This window comes from Telluria sp. LT2P80, from assembly GCF_059685955.1.
This window is the reverse complement of record NZ_JCASIO010000004.1, coordinates 229,362-244,846: the sequence shown is the minus strand read 5'-3', so window position 1 is coordinate 244,846 and position 15,485 is coordinate 229,362. Positions and strand designations below refer to the sequence as shown.

Sequence of the window (15,485 nt, the reverse complement as noted above, 5' to 3'; positions counted from 1 at the left end):
ACACCATGGACATTCTGTCGGCCGCCAAAAAGCGCCATACCGCCAAAGCCTACGATAGCGCGCGTCGGATCCCTGAAGACGTGATGCAGAAAGTATATGACCTGCTGCGTAACAGCGCGTCGTCGGTCAATTCGCAGCCATGGCACTTCATCGTCGCCAACACGCCCGAAGGCCGCGCGCGCATTGCCAAGGCAACCCAGGGCGGCTACGTCTACAACGCCGCCAAGGTCAACGACGCGTCACACGTGATCGTGCTGTGCGCCCGCGTCGACATGGACGAAGCGCACATGGACGCGCTGCTGGAGCAGGAAGAGCGCGACGGGCGCTTCCGCGATGCGCAGGCGCGTGCCGGCCAGGACGCCACCCGCCGCGGCTATGTCAACCAGCACCGCTACGGTACCAAGGACGTGGCCCAGTGGCTCGAGAAACAGGTGTATCTGGCGCTGGGCACCGCGCTGCTCGGCGCGGCCACACTGGAGATCGATGCGACGCCGATGGAAGGCTTCGACCAGAAGATCCTCGACGCCGAATTCGACCTGAACGAGAAGGGCTTGACCAGCCTGGTGCTGGTGAGCTTCGGTTACTCGTCGCCAGCCGACTTCAATGCGGGCTTGCCGAAGTCGCGCCTGACGCAGGAAGCGACGTTCACCTTCATCGATTGATGCGAGCGCAAGACTGGCCCACTTCGGTGGGCCTTTTTTTTGTCTTGCGTCGCCCCTGCGTGCACTGCGGCCTGTGCACCAATCACTGTGGCGATGGCGACGCTGGCCTGGTCTCCGGCACATCTACCTGGCAGTTTGCGTTTTTGATGATCATCTTCTTGTAGATATCGAGCGGCGGCATTCCCAGGGCGGCACGGCGCGCTTCGACTTTCTGGCGATCGTCCAGCGGATCGAAGTCAACATCACACGGCTTCTCTGGCAGCGACATCAGTTGGGTGCCATACAGCTGCGGCCTGCGCTCGGCCACCGCCACGCGGTCGGACAGATAGGCAAAGTTGCGCCCTACCGGTTCGCCCCGCTCTGCGGCGATCTTCTCGAGCAAGGCCAACGTCTGCTTCTGGAATGCCCTGTCGTGATCGGCATGCTGCACCAGCAGCCAGGCATCGCGCCCGGCGCGCTCGCCGTGCTTTTCGGCGTCAGGAAAACCGCACTGTGCAAACAGGACTTTCAGACGTGCCGTGTTGGCACGGTCGATCACGGCCATGTGCGCCCCGATTTTCTGCTGGGCCGGGGTGTTGATCTTGCTGAAGTCGAGACGGGAGCGCAGGGCCTGATCGGCGCTGACCATCGTGCGCAGTTCCTTTGTGTAGTCTTCGCAGGCCGCCTGCGCCGCGGCGCAAGGCAGGGTAGCAGCAATGGCGACGCCCAGAGCCTTCAAAAAATTCTGCATCCATATCCTCGATGGCAGTAATCACCAGGCCAGTGTAAGACCGCTACCTGGCTAGGTCCACGCATCCTGCATGATCTGATGGTGCCTTCCTCCCGACCAGTCCTGCTGGAACAGCTCAGGAGGCGACGTTCACGTTCACTTGAGCGGTGCTGCGCCATCGCATGCGGGTGACAGCATCCTTTCCATAAATACGGACGCGATGCCGATCCCGCTGCGATGCGCATACACCTCGTCGCGCACCCGTAAGAATCCGGCGCGCTCGTAGAACGCCACCGCATTGAGCGAGGCCGACAGGAACAGGCGTCGCACGCCGCGCCCCTGCGCCAGTCCCTCGAGCCAGCGCAGCAAGTCCAGCGCGATCCCGCGTCCCTGATGCGCCGGATCGACAAACACCGCATCGACTTCGCCGCTGGCCAGGTCGAGCACCGCGAAGCCTGCCAGCGCGCCGTCTTTTTCCGCCACCACGGCGCTCCCAAGATTCACCAGTACCGCCAACGATGCCGGCGCGGCGCTGGCGGACCAGGTCTCGATCACGGCCGCCGGATAGTGCGCCGCGCAACTGGCGCGCACGGCCCGTGTGCGCAGCGGCCACAAGACCGCAAGATCGGCTGCGGTGGCCGCACGGCATATCAGCATGACCCACTCCTGATGCGGTGGTGTCAGCACATCGTACACGCACCCGCGTGCAGAAACCGTGCGCCCGAATCCCCGTCGCAGGCATATGCTGGCACTGCATTCGTCGAGTTACCTTCACCGGAGTCGCCCATGAAACGCACACCTGCTTTGGCCGCCCTGCTGCTCGCCATGTCCGCCAGCGCCGCCGCCCACCACGGCTGGAGCGAGTACGACGCCAACCGCCCGCAGCAGCTGACCGGGACCATCGAGGAATCGGGTTACCGCCAGCCTCACGGCTACGTCCGCCTCAAGACGCCGGACAAAACCTGGCTCGTCGTGCTGGCGCCACCCAGCCGGATGGAAAACCGTGGCCTGGCCAGGGCCATGCTGGCCGTCGGCGGCACCGTCACCGTCGTCGGTTATCCCAACCGCACCAAGCCCGCCGAACTGCGCGCCGAACGCATCACGGTGGGCGACAAGGTCACGGAGCTGCGCTGAGCGCCGCGCACGCGGCGGCGGAGTGGCTCGCATCGACCCCACCGGCGCAAGCGCTGCGCGACGGCGCCTGGTTGTACCCGCTCGTCGAGATCGTCCACATCGTGGGTTTCACGGTGCTGGTGGGCGCGGTGGCCATGTTCGACCTGCGCCTGCTCGGCGTTGGGCGTACGCGGCCGGCTGAGGCGCTGCCCGTACAGGCGCTGGCGCGCCACCTGCTGCCCTGGACGTGGGCCGCGCTGCTGCTGATCGTACCCAGTGGCGTGCTGCTGTTCGCGACCCAGCCCGAGCTGCTGGATAACCAGGCCTTTCTCCTCAAGCTGGCGCTGATCGGTGCGGCGGGTGGCAATGCGCTGGCGTTCCACGTCGGGCCCTGGCGCACGGCCGCATGCTGGCCTGCCAAAGCGCCGCTGCGCGCCCGATTGCATGCGGCGCTGTCGCTGCTGCTCTGGATCGGCGTCATCGCCTGCGGACGGCTGCTGGCGTATGTGTAGCAAGCCTGTCGAACAGCCACCCGGCCTTCGTGCTACAGTCTCCTGCCGCTTTCTTCCCGACCCGCCATGCTGAAACAGCTCACCACCTTTGCCATCGCCGCCCTCGTCGTCGCCAGCAGCGCCCACGCTGCGCCGCCGGTCTACGGCTTCGTTGTCAAGAACACCTACCCCCACGATCCGCAGGCGTTCACGCAGGGCCTGTCCTACCGCGACGGCTACCTGTACGAAAGCACGGGCCAGATCGGCCACTCGACGATCCGCAAGGTCGACATCAAGACGGGCAAGGTGGTGCAGAAGGCCGATCTGCCGGCCAACGTGTTCGGCGAAGGCTCCACCGCAGTGGGCAATACCCTGGTCGGCCTGACCTGGCAGTCGCAGGTCGGCTATGTGTTTGACCTCAAGACCTTCAAGCTCAAACAGCAATTCAAGTACGAAGGCGAAGGCTGGGGCCTGGCGGGCGATGCGAAGCAGCTGTACATGAGCGATGGCAGCGCCGCCATCCGCATCCTCGATCCGAAGACGATGAAAGAGCTGCGCCGCATCCAGGTCACGGCCGAAGGCCAGCCGGTGCCGCGCCTGAACGAGCTCGAATTCGTCAACGGCGAGCTGTATTCGAATGTCTGGGGCACCGACCTTATCCTGCGCATCGATCCCGACAGCGGCAAGGTCCTCGGCCTGATCGACCTGACCGGCCTGTTGCCGCCGGAAGCGCGCGGCACGACCTCCGTCGACGCCGTCCTGAACGGCATCGCCTGGGACGACAAAGGCAAGCGCCTGTTCGTCACCGGCAAGCTGTGGCCCAAGCTGTTTGAGATCGAGCTGGTGCCACGCCTGCGCCGCTGATCACGCGGCGTTGGTCACGTCGATCACGACCTTGCCGAAGTGCGCACCGGATTCAAGATAGCGGTACGCGTCCTGCGCCTGGCCGAACGGGAACACGCGGTCGATCACCGGCTTGACGCCGCTGGCGTCGGCGAAGCGCATCACGTCTTCCAGCATCGCGCGGCTGCCCACGTGCACGCCCACCAGGCGCTTGGCGCTGGCCAGCAACGTCGCCGGATTGACTTCACCGCCAAAGCCGCTCACGCCACCGATGACGGCCACCGTGCCGCCCATCGCCACCGCCGCCACCGACCGGTTCACCGTGCCCTGGCCGCCCACTTCCAGCACCACCTGCGCGCCCACGCCATGAGTCAGGTGCAGCACTTCGTCCTGCCATTCCGGGATCGTGGTGTAGTTGATCGTGTGATGCGCGCCCAGTTCGCGTGCGCGCGCCAGTTTTTCGTCGCTCGACGACGTCACGATCGTGCGCAGGCCGGCGGCGCGCGCGAGTTGCAGACCGAGGATCGACACGCCGCCCGTCCCCAGCAGCAGCACGGTGTCGCCGGGTTTGACGTGATTGCCCGAGACGAAGATGGCATTCCACGCGGTGACGGCTGCGCAGGGCATCGTGGCCGCCTCGATGAAGCTCAGGCCCGCCGGGACAATCGCCAGCGCATCCTCGTGCAGCACGACTTCTTCGGCCAGCATGCCGTCGATGTCGCCGCCCAGACCATTGCGGATCTTGGCGGGCGTGGGGCCGCCCTCGTGCCAGAACGGAAAGAACGAACCGGCCACGCGATCGCCCACCTGCACGCGCGTGACGCCCGGCCCGACGGCCAGCACTTCGCCGGCGCCGTCCGAGCATGGGATGATCGGATCGTCGACCGAGACCAGGTAGTTCCCGGCCGCGACCATCAGGTCGCGATAGTTAAGCGCAACGGCGTGCACGCGAATGCGCACTTCGCCCAGGCCAAGGTCGCGCACCGGATACTCGATGGCTTGCAAGCCGTCGATGGTGGCGCCGTGAAGAATTTGGTAAGCCTGCATGGGTGCTCCTGTGTCAGTTGAAATCGTTATTTTTCGTCGAGGTGGTACAGCAGCCAGAGCGCCGCTAACAGCGGCAGGTTCTTGAGCAAGGGGCCGAACGGCTGCACCAGAAACTGGGGCAGCGTGAAAGCGATCACGGCGCTGCACAGTGCCACCACGCCCAGTTGCGTCACCCACAGCCAGCGGCGCCGCGGCAGGAACAGCGTGCCCAGTCCCAGCAGCAGATCCAGGCCCCCTGCGCCGTACAGCGCTGGCAGCTGCAGCTCTGGCGGCACGCCCGCCTGCGCCAGTAGCGCGAGACTGTCCTCGATCGGGTACAGGCCGAGCGAAACGATCGCCGTGATGATCCAGACCGCGGCAATGCTGTAGCGCAGGACCGGCAGCAGCCAGCCAAGCTTGGCGCGCGCGCGCTCGCACTCGGCGTCCTGGATGAAGGCACTGACGGGCCGTGGCGGATGGCCGATCAGGTTGGCCGTGAGCGTCGCGTCGGCGCTGTTGTCGTGATCGAGCATTTTCAGGGCGTCGCGATCCAGGAGCGAGCCTGGCAGCAGCCCCGCGACGCCGGCCGCGAAGCGGGCCACCGGCCCGGGCAAGTGCAGTACCGGCTGGCGGCCCATCGCCATCGCGCGGCGCAGCGTGGCCAGGTATTCGGTGAAGGGCATCGCCTGCGGCCCCACCAGCGGCACGCGCATCGTCGCGCCGCCGTCCGGCGCCATCGGCAGCCGGTGCTTGAACAGGCCGATGATGGCCGCTACCAGATCGTCGATGTGGATCGGCTGCACCAGCTGCGGCTTGCTGCCGAAGCGCAGCGTGAATGGCATGCTGGCCAGCGTGCGCATGGCGCGCGCGCTGCCGCCGTCGCGGCCATACACGAGCGACGGCTGGACGATGTAGGAGCGTAGCGGCAGCGAAGCGAGGTAGTCGTCGGCCTCGCGCTTGGACACGTGATACGGCGTGGTGCCTTCGCCATCGGCGCCCAGCGCGGACAGCTGGACCACCATCTGCACGTCGTGCGATTCGGCGCAGGCGGCAAACAGGGCGCGCGGCGTTTCCTTGTGCAGACGGACAAACGTCTGGCGGCCGCTCTCGCGAAAAATGCCGACCGTGTTGATCACGGCGTCGATTCCCGAGAGGCGCGACAGCCAGGTTGATTTATTGTTATCGTTAGTGAAATCAGCATGGATATAGCTGAGGCGCGGGTCGTCGCTCGTTTCGGGATGACGCACCGCGCAGACGACGTGGTGGCCTTCGGTCAGCAACGCTTGCAACAAGTGTTGCCCAACAAACCCGCTTGCACCCGTCAGCAGAATCCGCATCCGATGTTCCCTTTACGCGATCGAAAAGAGGATTGTATGAAATATACGGTAATACAGCGCGCACTCGTCTCCGGTGCGGCCTCGAGTATTGTCTCGACGGTCGCCATGGCGCTGGTCGCAAAGAAAGAAACCGGCAGCCCCTATGCCGCAACCAATGCTGTCAGTCACTATGTACACGGTCGCAAGGCCAGCTTCCGTGACCGCTTCTCGCTGCGCTACACGGTGCCTGGTCTGTTGATTCACCATGCCAGCGCCACGGTCTGGGCACTGGTGTTCGAGCGTGTGATGGGCGGCGTGCTCGATCAGAAGAACCCGTCGGCCGTCCTGGCCTCGGCAGCGGCAACGTCGGCCTTCGCCGCCTTCACCGATCACAAGCTCACGCCACGGCCATTGCAGCCGGGGTACCAGAAACGCCTGTCGAACAAGTCGCTGGGTGTGGTCTACACGTCGATTGCCGTCGGCATGGCCCTGGGCTCGATGTTCCTGCGGCGCAATCAGCCACCGAAGTAATGGTGTGTTAGTGGTGCGGCCTGGCTGTCGCCAGCCGCCGGGTGGCCTGCGCCGGTGGCGTGTCGCCCAGTGGCAGCAAGCCGGCGCCGCGCGCCAGGGCCCGCACCAGCGTGGCCTCGCCCAGGCGCAGGCCGTGGCCGCGAAGTTGCGGCAATGAGCGCACCGGCTCCGGTGTGATCTCGATGGCGGCGCGTACCAGCAAACGCTGGAGCGGCCGCAGGGGCGCCGGCAGGATCGGCGCCTCGCCCATGATCCGAATGAAATCGGCCAGGATGGCCGACCCCTCCAGGCCAGGCGCAGTGCTGGCGAGCGTACCTTCCCACTCGCGCCACGAGCGCGGCGCACCCGTCGCGCCATACAAGCGCGCCGCAGCCTGCGCTTCGGCGAACGCCGCATCCTTCTCAAGCGCCGACAAACGGCGCGCGTAGCGGTGAAACGCTTCGGTAAAGCCGAAGGTGGCCGTGGCCTGGACCCAGTCGAGCAGGCGCGGATCGTTCGCGTGGTACGGCACGCCGGCTGGCGTGGTGCCCTGCACGTGGCGGTGGATGCGCACCACGTTCGCGATCAGTTGTTCGGCCGCCGAGCGGGGGCCGTACACCGTCATCATCGCGGCAAAACCGGTGCGGCGCAGGCGCAGGCCCGGGTCGCGCCGGAAGCTGCTGTGGTCCCAGACGCCGGTACGCACCGATGGTTCGGCCAGTTCGAGCAGCACCGCCGTCACCCCGCCGACGAACAGCGCGACCGGGTTGGCGAACACCTGCCAGGTGATGCCGCCGGCCGGTGCGAGCGCCGGTTCGCCGGCCGGCTGGCTGAAGTCGAACGCCATGCCGGCCGGCGGTTGCATCAATGCCCGCAGCTGCGCCAGCACGTCAGCCTTTCTTGCCCCGCATGCGCTGGATCAGCGTCACCACGGCGACGATGATCGCGCCCACGAGCACGCCAACGAGCGCGTCGATCAGGGTCGGGACCAGGAACGCCAGCACGCCGCCGACCGCCGGTATGTCGGCCACGCTGGCGGCCATGCTTTGCGCGAAGTGGTGCACGGCAGGGATGGCGTGGGCGATGATGCCGCCGCCGACCATGAACATCGCGGCGGTACCGACCACCGACAGCACCTTCATCAGGCGCGGCGCAAACGCCAGCAAGCCCTTGCCCAGGCCGCGCGCGGCGCCGTTCTGGCTCTTGCTGAGGTGCAGACCGGCGTCATCCATCTTGACGATCGCCGCCACCAGGCCGTACACGCCGATCGTCATCAGGATGGCGATCGCCACCAGCACGGCAACCTGCTGGCCGAAGGCGACGCCTACCAGGGTGCCCAGCGAGATCACGATGATCTCGGCCGACAGGATGAAGTCGGTGCGCACGGCGCCCTTGATCTTTTCCTTTTCCAGCGCGACCAGATCGACCTCGGTATTGGCCACCGCCGCCACGTGCGCGGCCTTGTGCTGCGCATCTTCCTCAGGGCTGTGCAGGAATTTGTGCGCGAGTTTTTCGGCGCCCTCGAAGCACAGGAACGCACCGCCGATCATCAGCAGCGGCGTGATGAGCCACGGCAGGAACACCGAGATCGCCAGCGCGGCCGGCACCAGGATTGCCTTGTTGACGAACGAGCCTTTGGCCACCGCCCACACCACGGGCAGTTCGCGATCGGCGCGCACACCCGTGACCTGCTGCGCATTGAGCGCCAGGTCGTCGCCCAGGACGCCAGCGGTTTTTTTTGCGGCGACCTTGCTCATCACGGCAACGTCGTCGAGGACGGCGGCGATATCGTCCAGTAAGGTCAGTAAACTTGCTCCAGCCATGGGTCGTGCTCCTTCAAAATTAAGTTGCAATGATAGTAACCGAGGCGCCGTAAAGTACCTACACGGTTCAGCGCCGGTTTTTGCGTTTCAACCCCGCCAATCTGCATCTCGTCGCTTTTGCCGCGCGGAGCGGATGCGTTGTACGTATCGTCCATGCTGAAGGTTGCGGTGCTGCAGCCTCGTCCCCCATCACGAAGGAGATCCCATGAACACCGATTCGATCCAGGCCGCCGCTCCCGTTCGCCGTGTCCGTCCTCCCAAGCGCAAGACCCGCATCACCATCTATCTCGACGACGAAGTACTCAACGAATTTCGCACCCTGTCCGAGCGTTGCGGCACCGGATACCAGACCCTGATCAACGCCGCGCTGCGCAACCGTTTGAACGGCCCGATCGGCGAAACCGGCGTCGCATAAGGCTTCCTTTCAGATTTCCCTCCTGGCGCGGCATTGCACTTGGCAATATTTATGCTAATCTTCCCGCTCTTTTAACCCCGGAGGGATTTATGAAAAAAGGCGAACTGATCGCAGAATTCGCGAAGCGTACCGAGATGTCCGGTGCTGCCGCTGGCGTGGCCGTGAACACGATCATCGAGATCATCACCGAGCGCCTCAAAAAAGGCGACACGGTCGGCATCACCGGCTTTGGCACCTTCTCGGTGACGAAGCGCGCTGCACGCAAGGGCCGCAATCCTGCCACCGGCGAAGTGATCAAGATCGCGGCGTCGAAGAGCCCGCGTTTCTCGGCTGGCGCGACCCTGAAAGCATCGGTCAACCCGACCAAAAAGAAGTAAGCACCATTCCACGGCCTTGTGCCGCGGCCCCTGTGCGGGTCGCGCGCGCGAGGCTGATGCAGTAACGTCCCGTCGTCCACCCTCCCCGCTGTTCCCCATTTTCTACCCGCCACCATGAGCTTCGCCACCTGGATCGCTTTCGTCATCGCCGGTTCCCTGATCGCCATTTCGCCCGGTTCCGGCGCGGTGCTGTCGATGTCGCACGGCCTGGCCTATGGCCTCAAGAAAGCCAGCGCCACGGTGCTGGGCCTGCAACTCGGCCTGGTGCTGGTGTTGATCATCGCCGGCGCCGGTGTCGGCTCGCTGCTGCTGGCGTCCTCGGTCGCCTTCACGATCGTCAAGGTGGTCGGCGCGCTGTACCTGATCTACCTGGGCGTGAGCCAGTGGCGCGCCGCGCCTGCGCCCGGCCCCGCCGCATCGACCGTCGGCCTGGAAGCACACCCGCCGTTCGGCCGCCGCGTGCTGACGGGCTTCCTGACCAACACCACCAACCCGAAGGGCATCATCTTCATGGTCGCGGTGCTGCCGCAGTTCATCTCGAAAGACGCCCCGCTGCTCACGCAACTGGCGATCCTGGGTGTGACGATGGTCGTCATCGATTCGGTCGTCATGCATTGCTACGCGGCGCTGGCCGCCTCGATGCAGCGCTACATGCGCGATCCGCGCCACATGAAACTGCAGAACCGCGTGTTCGGTGCGGTGCTGGTGGTGATCGGCTCGATGCTGTTTTTCGTCAAGCGCCAGCCGGGCTGACGCGCCGGTCTGCCGGCTTGTTTCTTCGTCTGTCGGCAGATGCAACTGTTTGTAAGCCGCGTTGCCCCGTCAGCGGGCGCGCGTTGTAATGCGTTTGTACCCTTCCGTCTGCGTTCCCCCTCCGGAGCACCACCATGACCCATCGTTTCGCCCCGACCGCCGCATTGCTCGTACTGGCGGCGTTTTCCACGTCTGTGCCCGCGCAAACGGTGCTGCAGACCGACGCGCTCGAACAGGGCCAGGTGCTGGACGACACGCAACTGGCCGAGGCTCCGGGCCGGGCCGGGCGCATCTCGCTGGTCCAGGGCAAGGTCGACATCGGTGGCGACGTCGGCGCCGAATCGTCCCCGGCGCAACTGAACTGGCCGATCACGTCGCGCAACCTGATCTCCACCGCGCCCGGCGCGCGCACCGAGCTGCGGATCGGTTCCACCGCCATCCGGCTCGACAGCGACAGCTCGCTCGAGGTCACGGAACTGGACGACGACAGCCTGCGCCTGCGTCTGCATTACGGCAGCGTCAGCGTGCGCGTGATGAACGTCGACGTCGTGCCCGAATTCGAACTGCGCACGGCGCAGGCCACCGTGCGCCTGACGCAGCCGGGACGCCTGCGCGTGGACGCCGAGCGTGAACGCGATACGAGCCTGGTCAGTGTGCTCGATGGCGAAGCACAGGTTGACGGCGCCGGCGCCAGCCTGACCGTGCGTGGCGGGCGCGCGGCCCAGGTGCGCGATGAGGACGTGCGCACGCTGCAGGCGCAGCGCGACAACTTCGACGACTGGTCGCTCACGCGCGACCAGGCCCTCGTGGCAGCGCAATCCTCGCGCCATATCGGCACGGAGATGACCGGCTACGAAGAACTCGACCGCTACGGCAGCTGGAGCACGAGTTCGGACTACGGCAGCCTGTGGACCCCGCAGGTGGCCGCCGACTGGACGCCCTACCGCGACGGCAGCTGGACCTTCATCGCCCCGTGGGGCTGGACCTGGGTCGACAATGCGCCGTGGGGTTACGCGCCCTTCCACTACGGGCGCTGGGTGCAGGTGCGCAATCGCTGGGCCTGGGCGCCGGGCCGTCTCGAGCGGCGGCCCGTGTGGTCGCCGGCGCTGGTCGGCTGGGTCGGCGGCAGCAACTGGAATGTGGGCTTCCAGTCGCACAACCTGGCGGCGCATGGCTGGTATCCACTCAGCCCGTATGACCGCTACGTGCCGGGCTATCGCCTGTCGAGCGAGCGCCTGCGCCGCCTGAACGACTGGCGCCACGCTACCCGCCGCGAGCAACAGCAGCCAGGTCGCTACAATGGCCTGACCGTCGTGCCGCGCGAGCAGTTCGGCGGGCGCGGTCCGGTGATCGTCCCGCGCGCGCCGCGCCCGAATCGTCCGGAGCAGCTGGCGCCGGGCACGCCGGGCAGCGCGCCGCCGCCACCGCTGGTGGCGCGCGCCGGCTGGAACCGCGACCGGCGCGACCTGCTCGAGCGTGCAAATGTCGGGCAGACCGGCGTCGGGCGTACCGGCGTCGAGCGCCCAGGCCTCGAGCGTCCAGCCCTCGAGCGCATGCAGTTCGAGCAGCAGGCGCGCGAACGCGGCGAGCAGGAGCGGCTCACGCGCGAACGCAATAACGGCGAGCGGCTGGCGCGTGAACGCATGGAGGGGCAAGAGCGGGCGCTGCGTGAGCAGGGCGAACGCGAACGCATGGGCCGTGAATTCGAGAACCGCAACCAGATGGACCGCATGCGCTTTCAGGTCGAGCGCAACGACCGTGAGCGGTTAGGGCGCGAGCGCATGCGCGAGCAGGCCGAACGCATTCAGCGGCAACCGGTCATGTCGACCAATGCGCCAGCGTTTGCGCGGCCGGAGCCACGACCAGACCCGCGGCCGGAATCGCGTCCCGAACCCCGCCCACAGCCGCGTCCCGAGCCTGCTCCGATGCTGAACGCACCGCAGCGGCCCGCCGCGCCGCCGCAGATGGTGGCCCCGCCGGCGCCGCGTCCGCAGCCGTCGGCGCCCGCCTTTACCCCGGCGCAGCGCAATAACGACCAGCGCGCCAACACTGACGCGCGCGGCGTGTCGCGCGTGGAGCGCTGACCAAAACCGGCGGTTTTCAGCCAACCCTCAGGGCGAAACCGCCGGTATTGGCTACAATGCGCTTTTGCACAGGATTACAGCCATGGACCCCAAAGATTCCCTCATCGAATACCCGAGCGACTTCCCGATCAAGGTGATGGGCGCGAGCCACATCGACTTCGCCCCGACCATCGTGGCGCTGGTGACCCAGCTCGATCCCACCTTCGACGAGAGCAAGCTGGAAACACGGCCGTCGGCCAAGGGCAACTACACGGGCCTGACCGTGACCATCCGCGCCACCAGCCGCGAAATGCTCGACGAGGTGTACCGCACGCTGTCGACGCATCCGATGGTCAAGATGGTCCTGTAACGGCGTTCGCCTCGATGTCAGCGACCTCCCCCCTGATTCGTGACCTCGGCCAGGCCGATTACGAGCCCACCTTCGCCGCGATGCGCGCCTTCACCGATGCGCGCACGCCCGAATCGCGCGACGAGCTGTGGATCGTCGAGCATCCGCCGGTGTTCACGCTGGGCCTGGGCGCCGACCGCGAACACGTGCTGGCCCCGCACGACATCCCGGTCATCCAGACCGACCGTGGCGGCGAAGTGACCTTCCATGGCCCGGGCCAGGTCGTGATCTATCTGTTAATGGACCTGCGCCGCAACAAGCCGGGCGGCAAGCTGTACGCGCGCCAGTTTGTGGAAAAAATCGAACAGGCGGTGATCGATGTGTTAGGGGCGTATAATCTTGGCGGTGAGCGCGTTGCCGGTGCACCCGGCATCTATATCGCAGACGGTCCGCGCAAAGGCGCCAAGATCGCTGCGCTGGGCCTGAAAGTACGCGGCAATGGTTGCACCTACCATGGCGTATCGCTGAACGTGGCGATGGACCTGGCCCCGTTCACCTGGATCAATCCGTGCGGTTACTCCGGACTGGTCACAGTCGATATGCGCACGATGGGCGTCGAGGCGCCGCTGCACGATGTACAGCGGGCGCTGGCCCAGGCCCTGGTCGATCAGCTGGCACCCGAGGGCGTCCAGCCAGACCCGAACAAACCAACTGACAGCCCCGCGAGGGCAACGAGCCTATGACTTCCGAAATCGATACCGGCGTCGCCGCCGCAGCCGCCTACAACGCCAGCGAAAAGCAAAAAGGCGCCAGCAAGACCTCGCGCATCCCGATCAAGATCGTGCCGATCGCCGAGATGGAACGCCTGAAAAAGCCCGACTGGATCCGCGTCAAGGCGGCCACCGCCTCGTCGCGCTTCTACGAAATCAAGGACATCCTGCGCGCCAACAACCTGGTGACCGTGTGCGAAGAAGCGAGCTGCCCGAACATCGGCGAATGCTTCGGAAAGGGCACCGCGACGTTCATGATCATGGGCGACAAGTGCACCCGCCGCTGCCCGTTCTGCGACGTCGGCCACGGCCGTCCGGACCCACTGGACATCAACGAGCCGGCCAACCTGGCCAAGACCATCGCCGCGCTGCGCCTGTCGTACGTCGTGATCACGTCGGTCGACCGCGACGACCTGCGTGACGGCGGCGCCGGCCACTTTGTCGAGTGCATCCAGAAAACGCGCGCCTCGAGCCCGGGCACCAAGATCGAAGTGCTGGTGCCCGACTTCCGCGGCCGCCTCGAGAAAGCGCTGAACATCTTCGCCGACGGCCTGCCCGACGTGATGAACCACAACCTGGAAACCGTGCCGCGTCTGTACAAGGAAGCCCGTCCGGGCGCCGACTACACGCACTCGCTGGTGCTGCTGCGCGACTTCAAGAAGATGTACCAGAGCGCGGTCACCAAGTCGGGCATCATGGTCGGCCTGGGCGAGACCGATGAAGAAATCCTGCAGGTGATGCAGGACATGCGCGATCACGACATCGACATGCTCACGATCGGCCAGTACCTGGCGCCGACCAATTCGCACCTGCCGGTGCGCCGCTACGTGCACCCGGATGTCTTCAAGATGTTCGAAGAAAAAGCCTACGAGATGGGCTTCGTGCACGCAGCGGTCGGTGCGATGGTGCGTTCGTCGTATCACGCCGACCAGCAGGCGCACAACGCGGGCGTGGCGGCGTAAGCTGCCCCAAACTGCCTTCAGCCGGCCATCACGTGCCGGCGAAGGCAGGTCGCATCGTCTCATACACCGCCGCAGCAATGTCGGCGGAACCCCTCCCTTGACCCCGCAGCCGTCGTGCTCCCTGCGCGACGATCCTCTGTGCCGGCTCGTATGTCCCCGTTCCTTGCTTTGCTCTCGTTATCAAAGACCGCCGTTGCAGCACGGGTGCGGCATTCGACTCTGGACGCTTGATTCTTGCTGAATATAATCTCTCATAATATTAAATAATGCTCGAAGCATGTAATTTATATATTTGGCTGATATGCGGAGGAAATGGAATAACGTTCGTCGCGATGCTAATATAGTCTGGCTTCAGCAGTCTGATTATATTGAATAAGATTCAAATTGGCGGCGCGCTTTAACGCGTGTGCTCATGCAGACGCATTCCCGTTCGTTCAAATGAAAAGTGCCCATGTTATTCAATCTGATCGCAGCGGGCGTTGCCGCAGGTTTTATGGCAGGGATATTCGGCATTGGCGGTGGCGCGATTGTTATTCCAGTGCTGATGTATCTGTATCAAAGTGGCGGCATGGACAATAACGAGGCAATTCGCCTCGCATTCGGTACTTCACTCGCTACCATGGCATTCACCGGCATGGCGTCATTTCTGAGTCACTGCGAACGTGGCAATGTCGATTTTGTCTGGCTGAAGAAACTGTTCATTCCGGCAGGCCTGGGGGCGACGGCAGGCGCCCTGGTGGCAACGCGCATACCGGGCGTCTGGCTTGCGCTTGGCCTGGCGCTGATGCTGGCCTATTTCGGGTTCAAGCTGCTGATCCAGCGCGAGCATGACAGGACGGTGTCGGTGGCCTTCGTGCGCTTCCGGGTGGCCGCTGGCGTAGTGTCAGGCGTGGCGTATTCGTTGGCGGGAATGGGGGGCGCTTCGGTCATCACGTTCTTCCTGACCCACGTCGGATTACCGATTCGCCGTGCGATCGGCACCGCCACCGGCGTCATCCTGCCCATCTCGCTGGGCGCGATGATCGGCTTCGGCGTGACTGCCGGCGCACCGCACGACTGGCGCTGGGGCTATATCGACCTGCATGCGCTACTGGTGATGAGCGTGTGTGCGGTGGTGGCGTCCAGGTTCGGCGTGTGGGCGGCGGCGGCACTGCCGACATTGGTGCTGCGCCGGGGATTTGGGTTGTTCATGATGGGTCTGGCTGGCAAAACCATCTACACGGCGCTGCTGTAACGCGACGGCGGCTGGTAGCGCGACAGGAAATTGGCCAGCGGCCGTGCGCAATTCGTGCGCAATTCGCAT

Annotated in this window: 20 protein-coding genes; 13 read left to right on the top strand and 7 right to left on the bottom strand. The window is 65.3% G+C overall.

The window, feature by feature from the left end; genetic code table 11:
• Window positions 1–5 precede the first annotated feature (5 nt).
• The gene (gene nfsB, locus AC56LW_RS12860) at window positions 6–662 is read left to right on the top strand and encodes an oxygen-insensitive NAD(P)H nitroreductase (protein ID WP_332531205.1); all 657 of its coding nucleotides are present in this window, start codon (window positions 6–8) and stop codon (window positions 660–662) included.
• A gap of 82 nt (window positions 663–744) precedes the next feature.
• Here the strand turns inward: nfsB and AC56LW_RS12855 are convergent, their stop codons facing one another.
• Window positions 745–1,392, bottom strand: a complete 648-nt coding sequence (locus AC56LW_RS12855) for a DUF6624 domain-containing protein (protein WP_499634800.1) — start codon at window positions 1,390–1,392, stop codon at window positions 745–747.
• Window positions 1,393–1,527: 135 nt separating this feature from the next.
• A complete protein-coding gene (locus AC56LW_RS12850; RefSeq protein ID WP_499634797.1) occupies window positions 1,528–2,028 on the bottom strand; it encodes a GNAT family N-acetyltransferase in 501 nt (166 codons plus the stop codon).
• Between the two features lie 129 nt (window positions 2,029–2,157).
• On the opposite strand from AC56LW_RS12850, the gene AC56LW_RS12845 reads away from it, so the two are divergent.
• From AC56LW_RS12845 to AC56LW_RS12835, 3 genes are all read left to right on the top strand, one after another.
• A complete protein-coding gene (locus AC56LW_RS12845; RefSeq protein WP_332531208.1) occupies window positions 2,158–2,505 on the top strand; it encodes a DUF6152 family protein in 348 nt (115 codons plus the stop codon).
• A gap of 71 nt (window positions 2,506–2,576) precedes the next feature.
• Window positions 2,577–2,996 (top strand): DUF6644 family protein, encoded by a 420-nt coding sequence (locus AC56LW_RS12840; protein WP_499634794.1) that lies wholly within the window; start codon window positions 2,577–2,579, stop codon window positions 2,994–2,996.
• A 66-nt stretch (window positions 2,997–3,062) separates the two neighbouring features.
• Window positions 3,063–3,839 (top strand): glutaminyl-peptide cyclotransferase, encoded by a 777-nt coding sequence (locus tag AC56LW_RS12835; protein WP_332531210.1) that lies wholly within the window; start codon window positions 3,063–3,065, stop codon window positions 3,837–3,839.
• Here AC56LW_RS12835 and AC56LW_RS12830 read toward each other — a convergent pair whose 3' ends face one another.
• Together AC56LW_RS12830 and AC56LW_RS12825 are read right to left on the bottom strand one after the other, a co-directional pair.
• Window positions 3,840–4,865, bottom strand: a complete 1,026-nt coding sequence (locus AC56LW_RS12830) for a zinc-dependent alcohol dehydrogenase family protein (RefSeq protein WP_499634791.1) — start codon at window positions 4,863–4,865, stop codon at window positions 3,840–3,842.
• Between the two features lie 26 nt (window positions 4,866–4,891).
• Entirely contained in the window at window positions 4,892–6,181 is a 1,290-nt protein-coding gene (locus AC56LW_RS12825; RefSeq protein ID WP_499634788.1) for an SDR family oxidoreductase, read from the bottom strand.
• Window positions 6,182–6,217: 36 nt separating this feature from the next.
• Between AC56LW_RS12825 and AC56LW_RS12820 the strand changes: the two genes are divergently transcribed.
• Window positions 6,218–6,691 carry a hypothetical protein gene (locus AC56LW_RS12820; RefSeq protein ID WP_183554952.1) on the top strand — a complete coding sequence of 158 codons (474 nt, stop codon included), beginning with the start codon at window positions 6,218–6,220 and terminating at the stop codon, window positions 6,689–6,691.
• 7 nt (window positions 6,692–6,698) lie between these two features.
• Here AC56LW_RS12820 and AC56LW_RS12815 read toward each other — a convergent pair whose 3' ends face one another.
• From AC56LW_RS12815 to AC56LW_RS12805, 3 genes are read right to left on the bottom strand one after another with little or no spacing between them, the layout of a single operon-like run.
• Window positions 6,699–7,559 (bottom strand): oxygenase MpaB family protein, encoded by an 861-nt coding sequence (locus tag AC56LW_RS12815; protein ID WP_499634785.1) that lies wholly within the window; start codon window positions 7,557–7,559, stop codon window positions 6,699–6,701.
• Between the two features lies 1 nt (window position 7,560).
• The gene (locus tag AC56LW_RS12810) at window positions 7,561–8,493 is read right to left on the bottom strand and encodes a DUF808 domain-containing protein (protein WP_499634782.1); all 933 of its coding nucleotides are present in this window, start codon (window positions 8,491–8,493) and stop codon (window positions 7,561–7,563) included.
• A complete protein-coding gene (locus AC56LW_RS12805; protein ID WP_499634779.1) occupies window positions 8,472–8,648 on the bottom strand; it encodes a hypothetical protein in 177 nt (58 codons plus the stop codon). Before AC56LW_RS12805 ends, AC56LW_RS12810 begins: the two co-directional genes overlap by 22 nt.
• Window positions 8,649–8,698: 50 nt before the next feature.
• On the opposite strand from AC56LW_RS12805, the gene AC56LW_RS12800 reads away from it, so the two are divergent.
• The 8 genes from AC56LW_RS12800 (at window position 8,699) to AC56LW_RS12765 (ending at window position 15,416) form a co-directional block, all read left to right on the top strand.
• The gene (locus tag AC56LW_RS12800) at window positions 8,699–8,908 is read left to right on the top strand and encodes a BrnA antitoxin family protein (protein WP_183554960.1); all 210 of its coding nucleotides are present in this window, start codon (window positions 8,699–8,701) and stop codon (window positions 8,906–8,908) included.
• A gap of 89 nt (window positions 8,909–8,997) precedes the next feature.
• A complete protein-coding gene (locus AC56LW_RS12795; protein ID WP_183554962.1) occupies window positions 8,998–9,285 on the top strand; it encodes an HU family DNA-binding protein in 288 nt (95 codons plus the stop codon).
• A gap of 114 nt (window positions 9,286–9,399) precedes the next feature.
• Complete coding sequence (locus AC56LW_RS12790; RefSeq protein WP_499504188.1) at window positions 9,400–10,038, top strand: LysE family transporter; 639 nt, start codon at window positions 9,400–9,402, stop codon at window positions 10,036–10,038.
• A 134-nt stretch (window positions 10,039–10,172) separates the two neighbouring features.
• On the top strand, window positions 10,173–12,122 hold the full coding sequence (locus AC56LW_RS12785; protein ID WP_499634776.1) for a DUF6600 domain-containing protein: 1,950 nt from the start codon (window positions 10,173–10,175) through the stop codon (window positions 12,120–12,122).
• An 82-nt stretch (window positions 12,123–12,204) separates the two neighbouring features.
• A complete protein-coding gene (locus AC56LW_RS12780) occupies window positions 12,205–12,471 on the top strand; it encodes a DUF493 family protein (RefSeq protein ID WP_183554968.1) in 267 nt (88 codons plus the stop codon).
• A gap of 14 nt (window positions 12,472–12,485) precedes the next feature.
• Window positions 12,486–13,193: a lipoyl(octanoyl) transferase LipB gene (gene lipB / locus AC56LW_RS12775; RefSeq protein WP_332531218.1), complete on the top strand. Its 708-nt coding sequence runs from the start codon at window positions 12,486–12,488 to the stop codon at window positions 13,191–13,193.
• A complete protein-coding gene (lipA, locus tag AC56LW_RS12770; protein ID WP_499634774.1) occupies window positions 13,190–14,182 on the top strand; it encodes a lipoyl synthase in 993 nt (330 codons plus the stop codon). Before lipB ends, lipA begins: the two co-directional genes overlap by 4 nt.
• Before the next feature lie 451 nt (window positions 14,183–14,633).
• Entirely contained in the window at window positions 14,634–15,416 is a 783-nt protein-coding gene (locus tag AC56LW_RS12765; RefSeq protein WP_499634771.1) for a sulfite exporter TauE/SafE family protein, read from the top strand.
• Window positions 15,417–15,485: the final 69 nt, after the last annotated feature.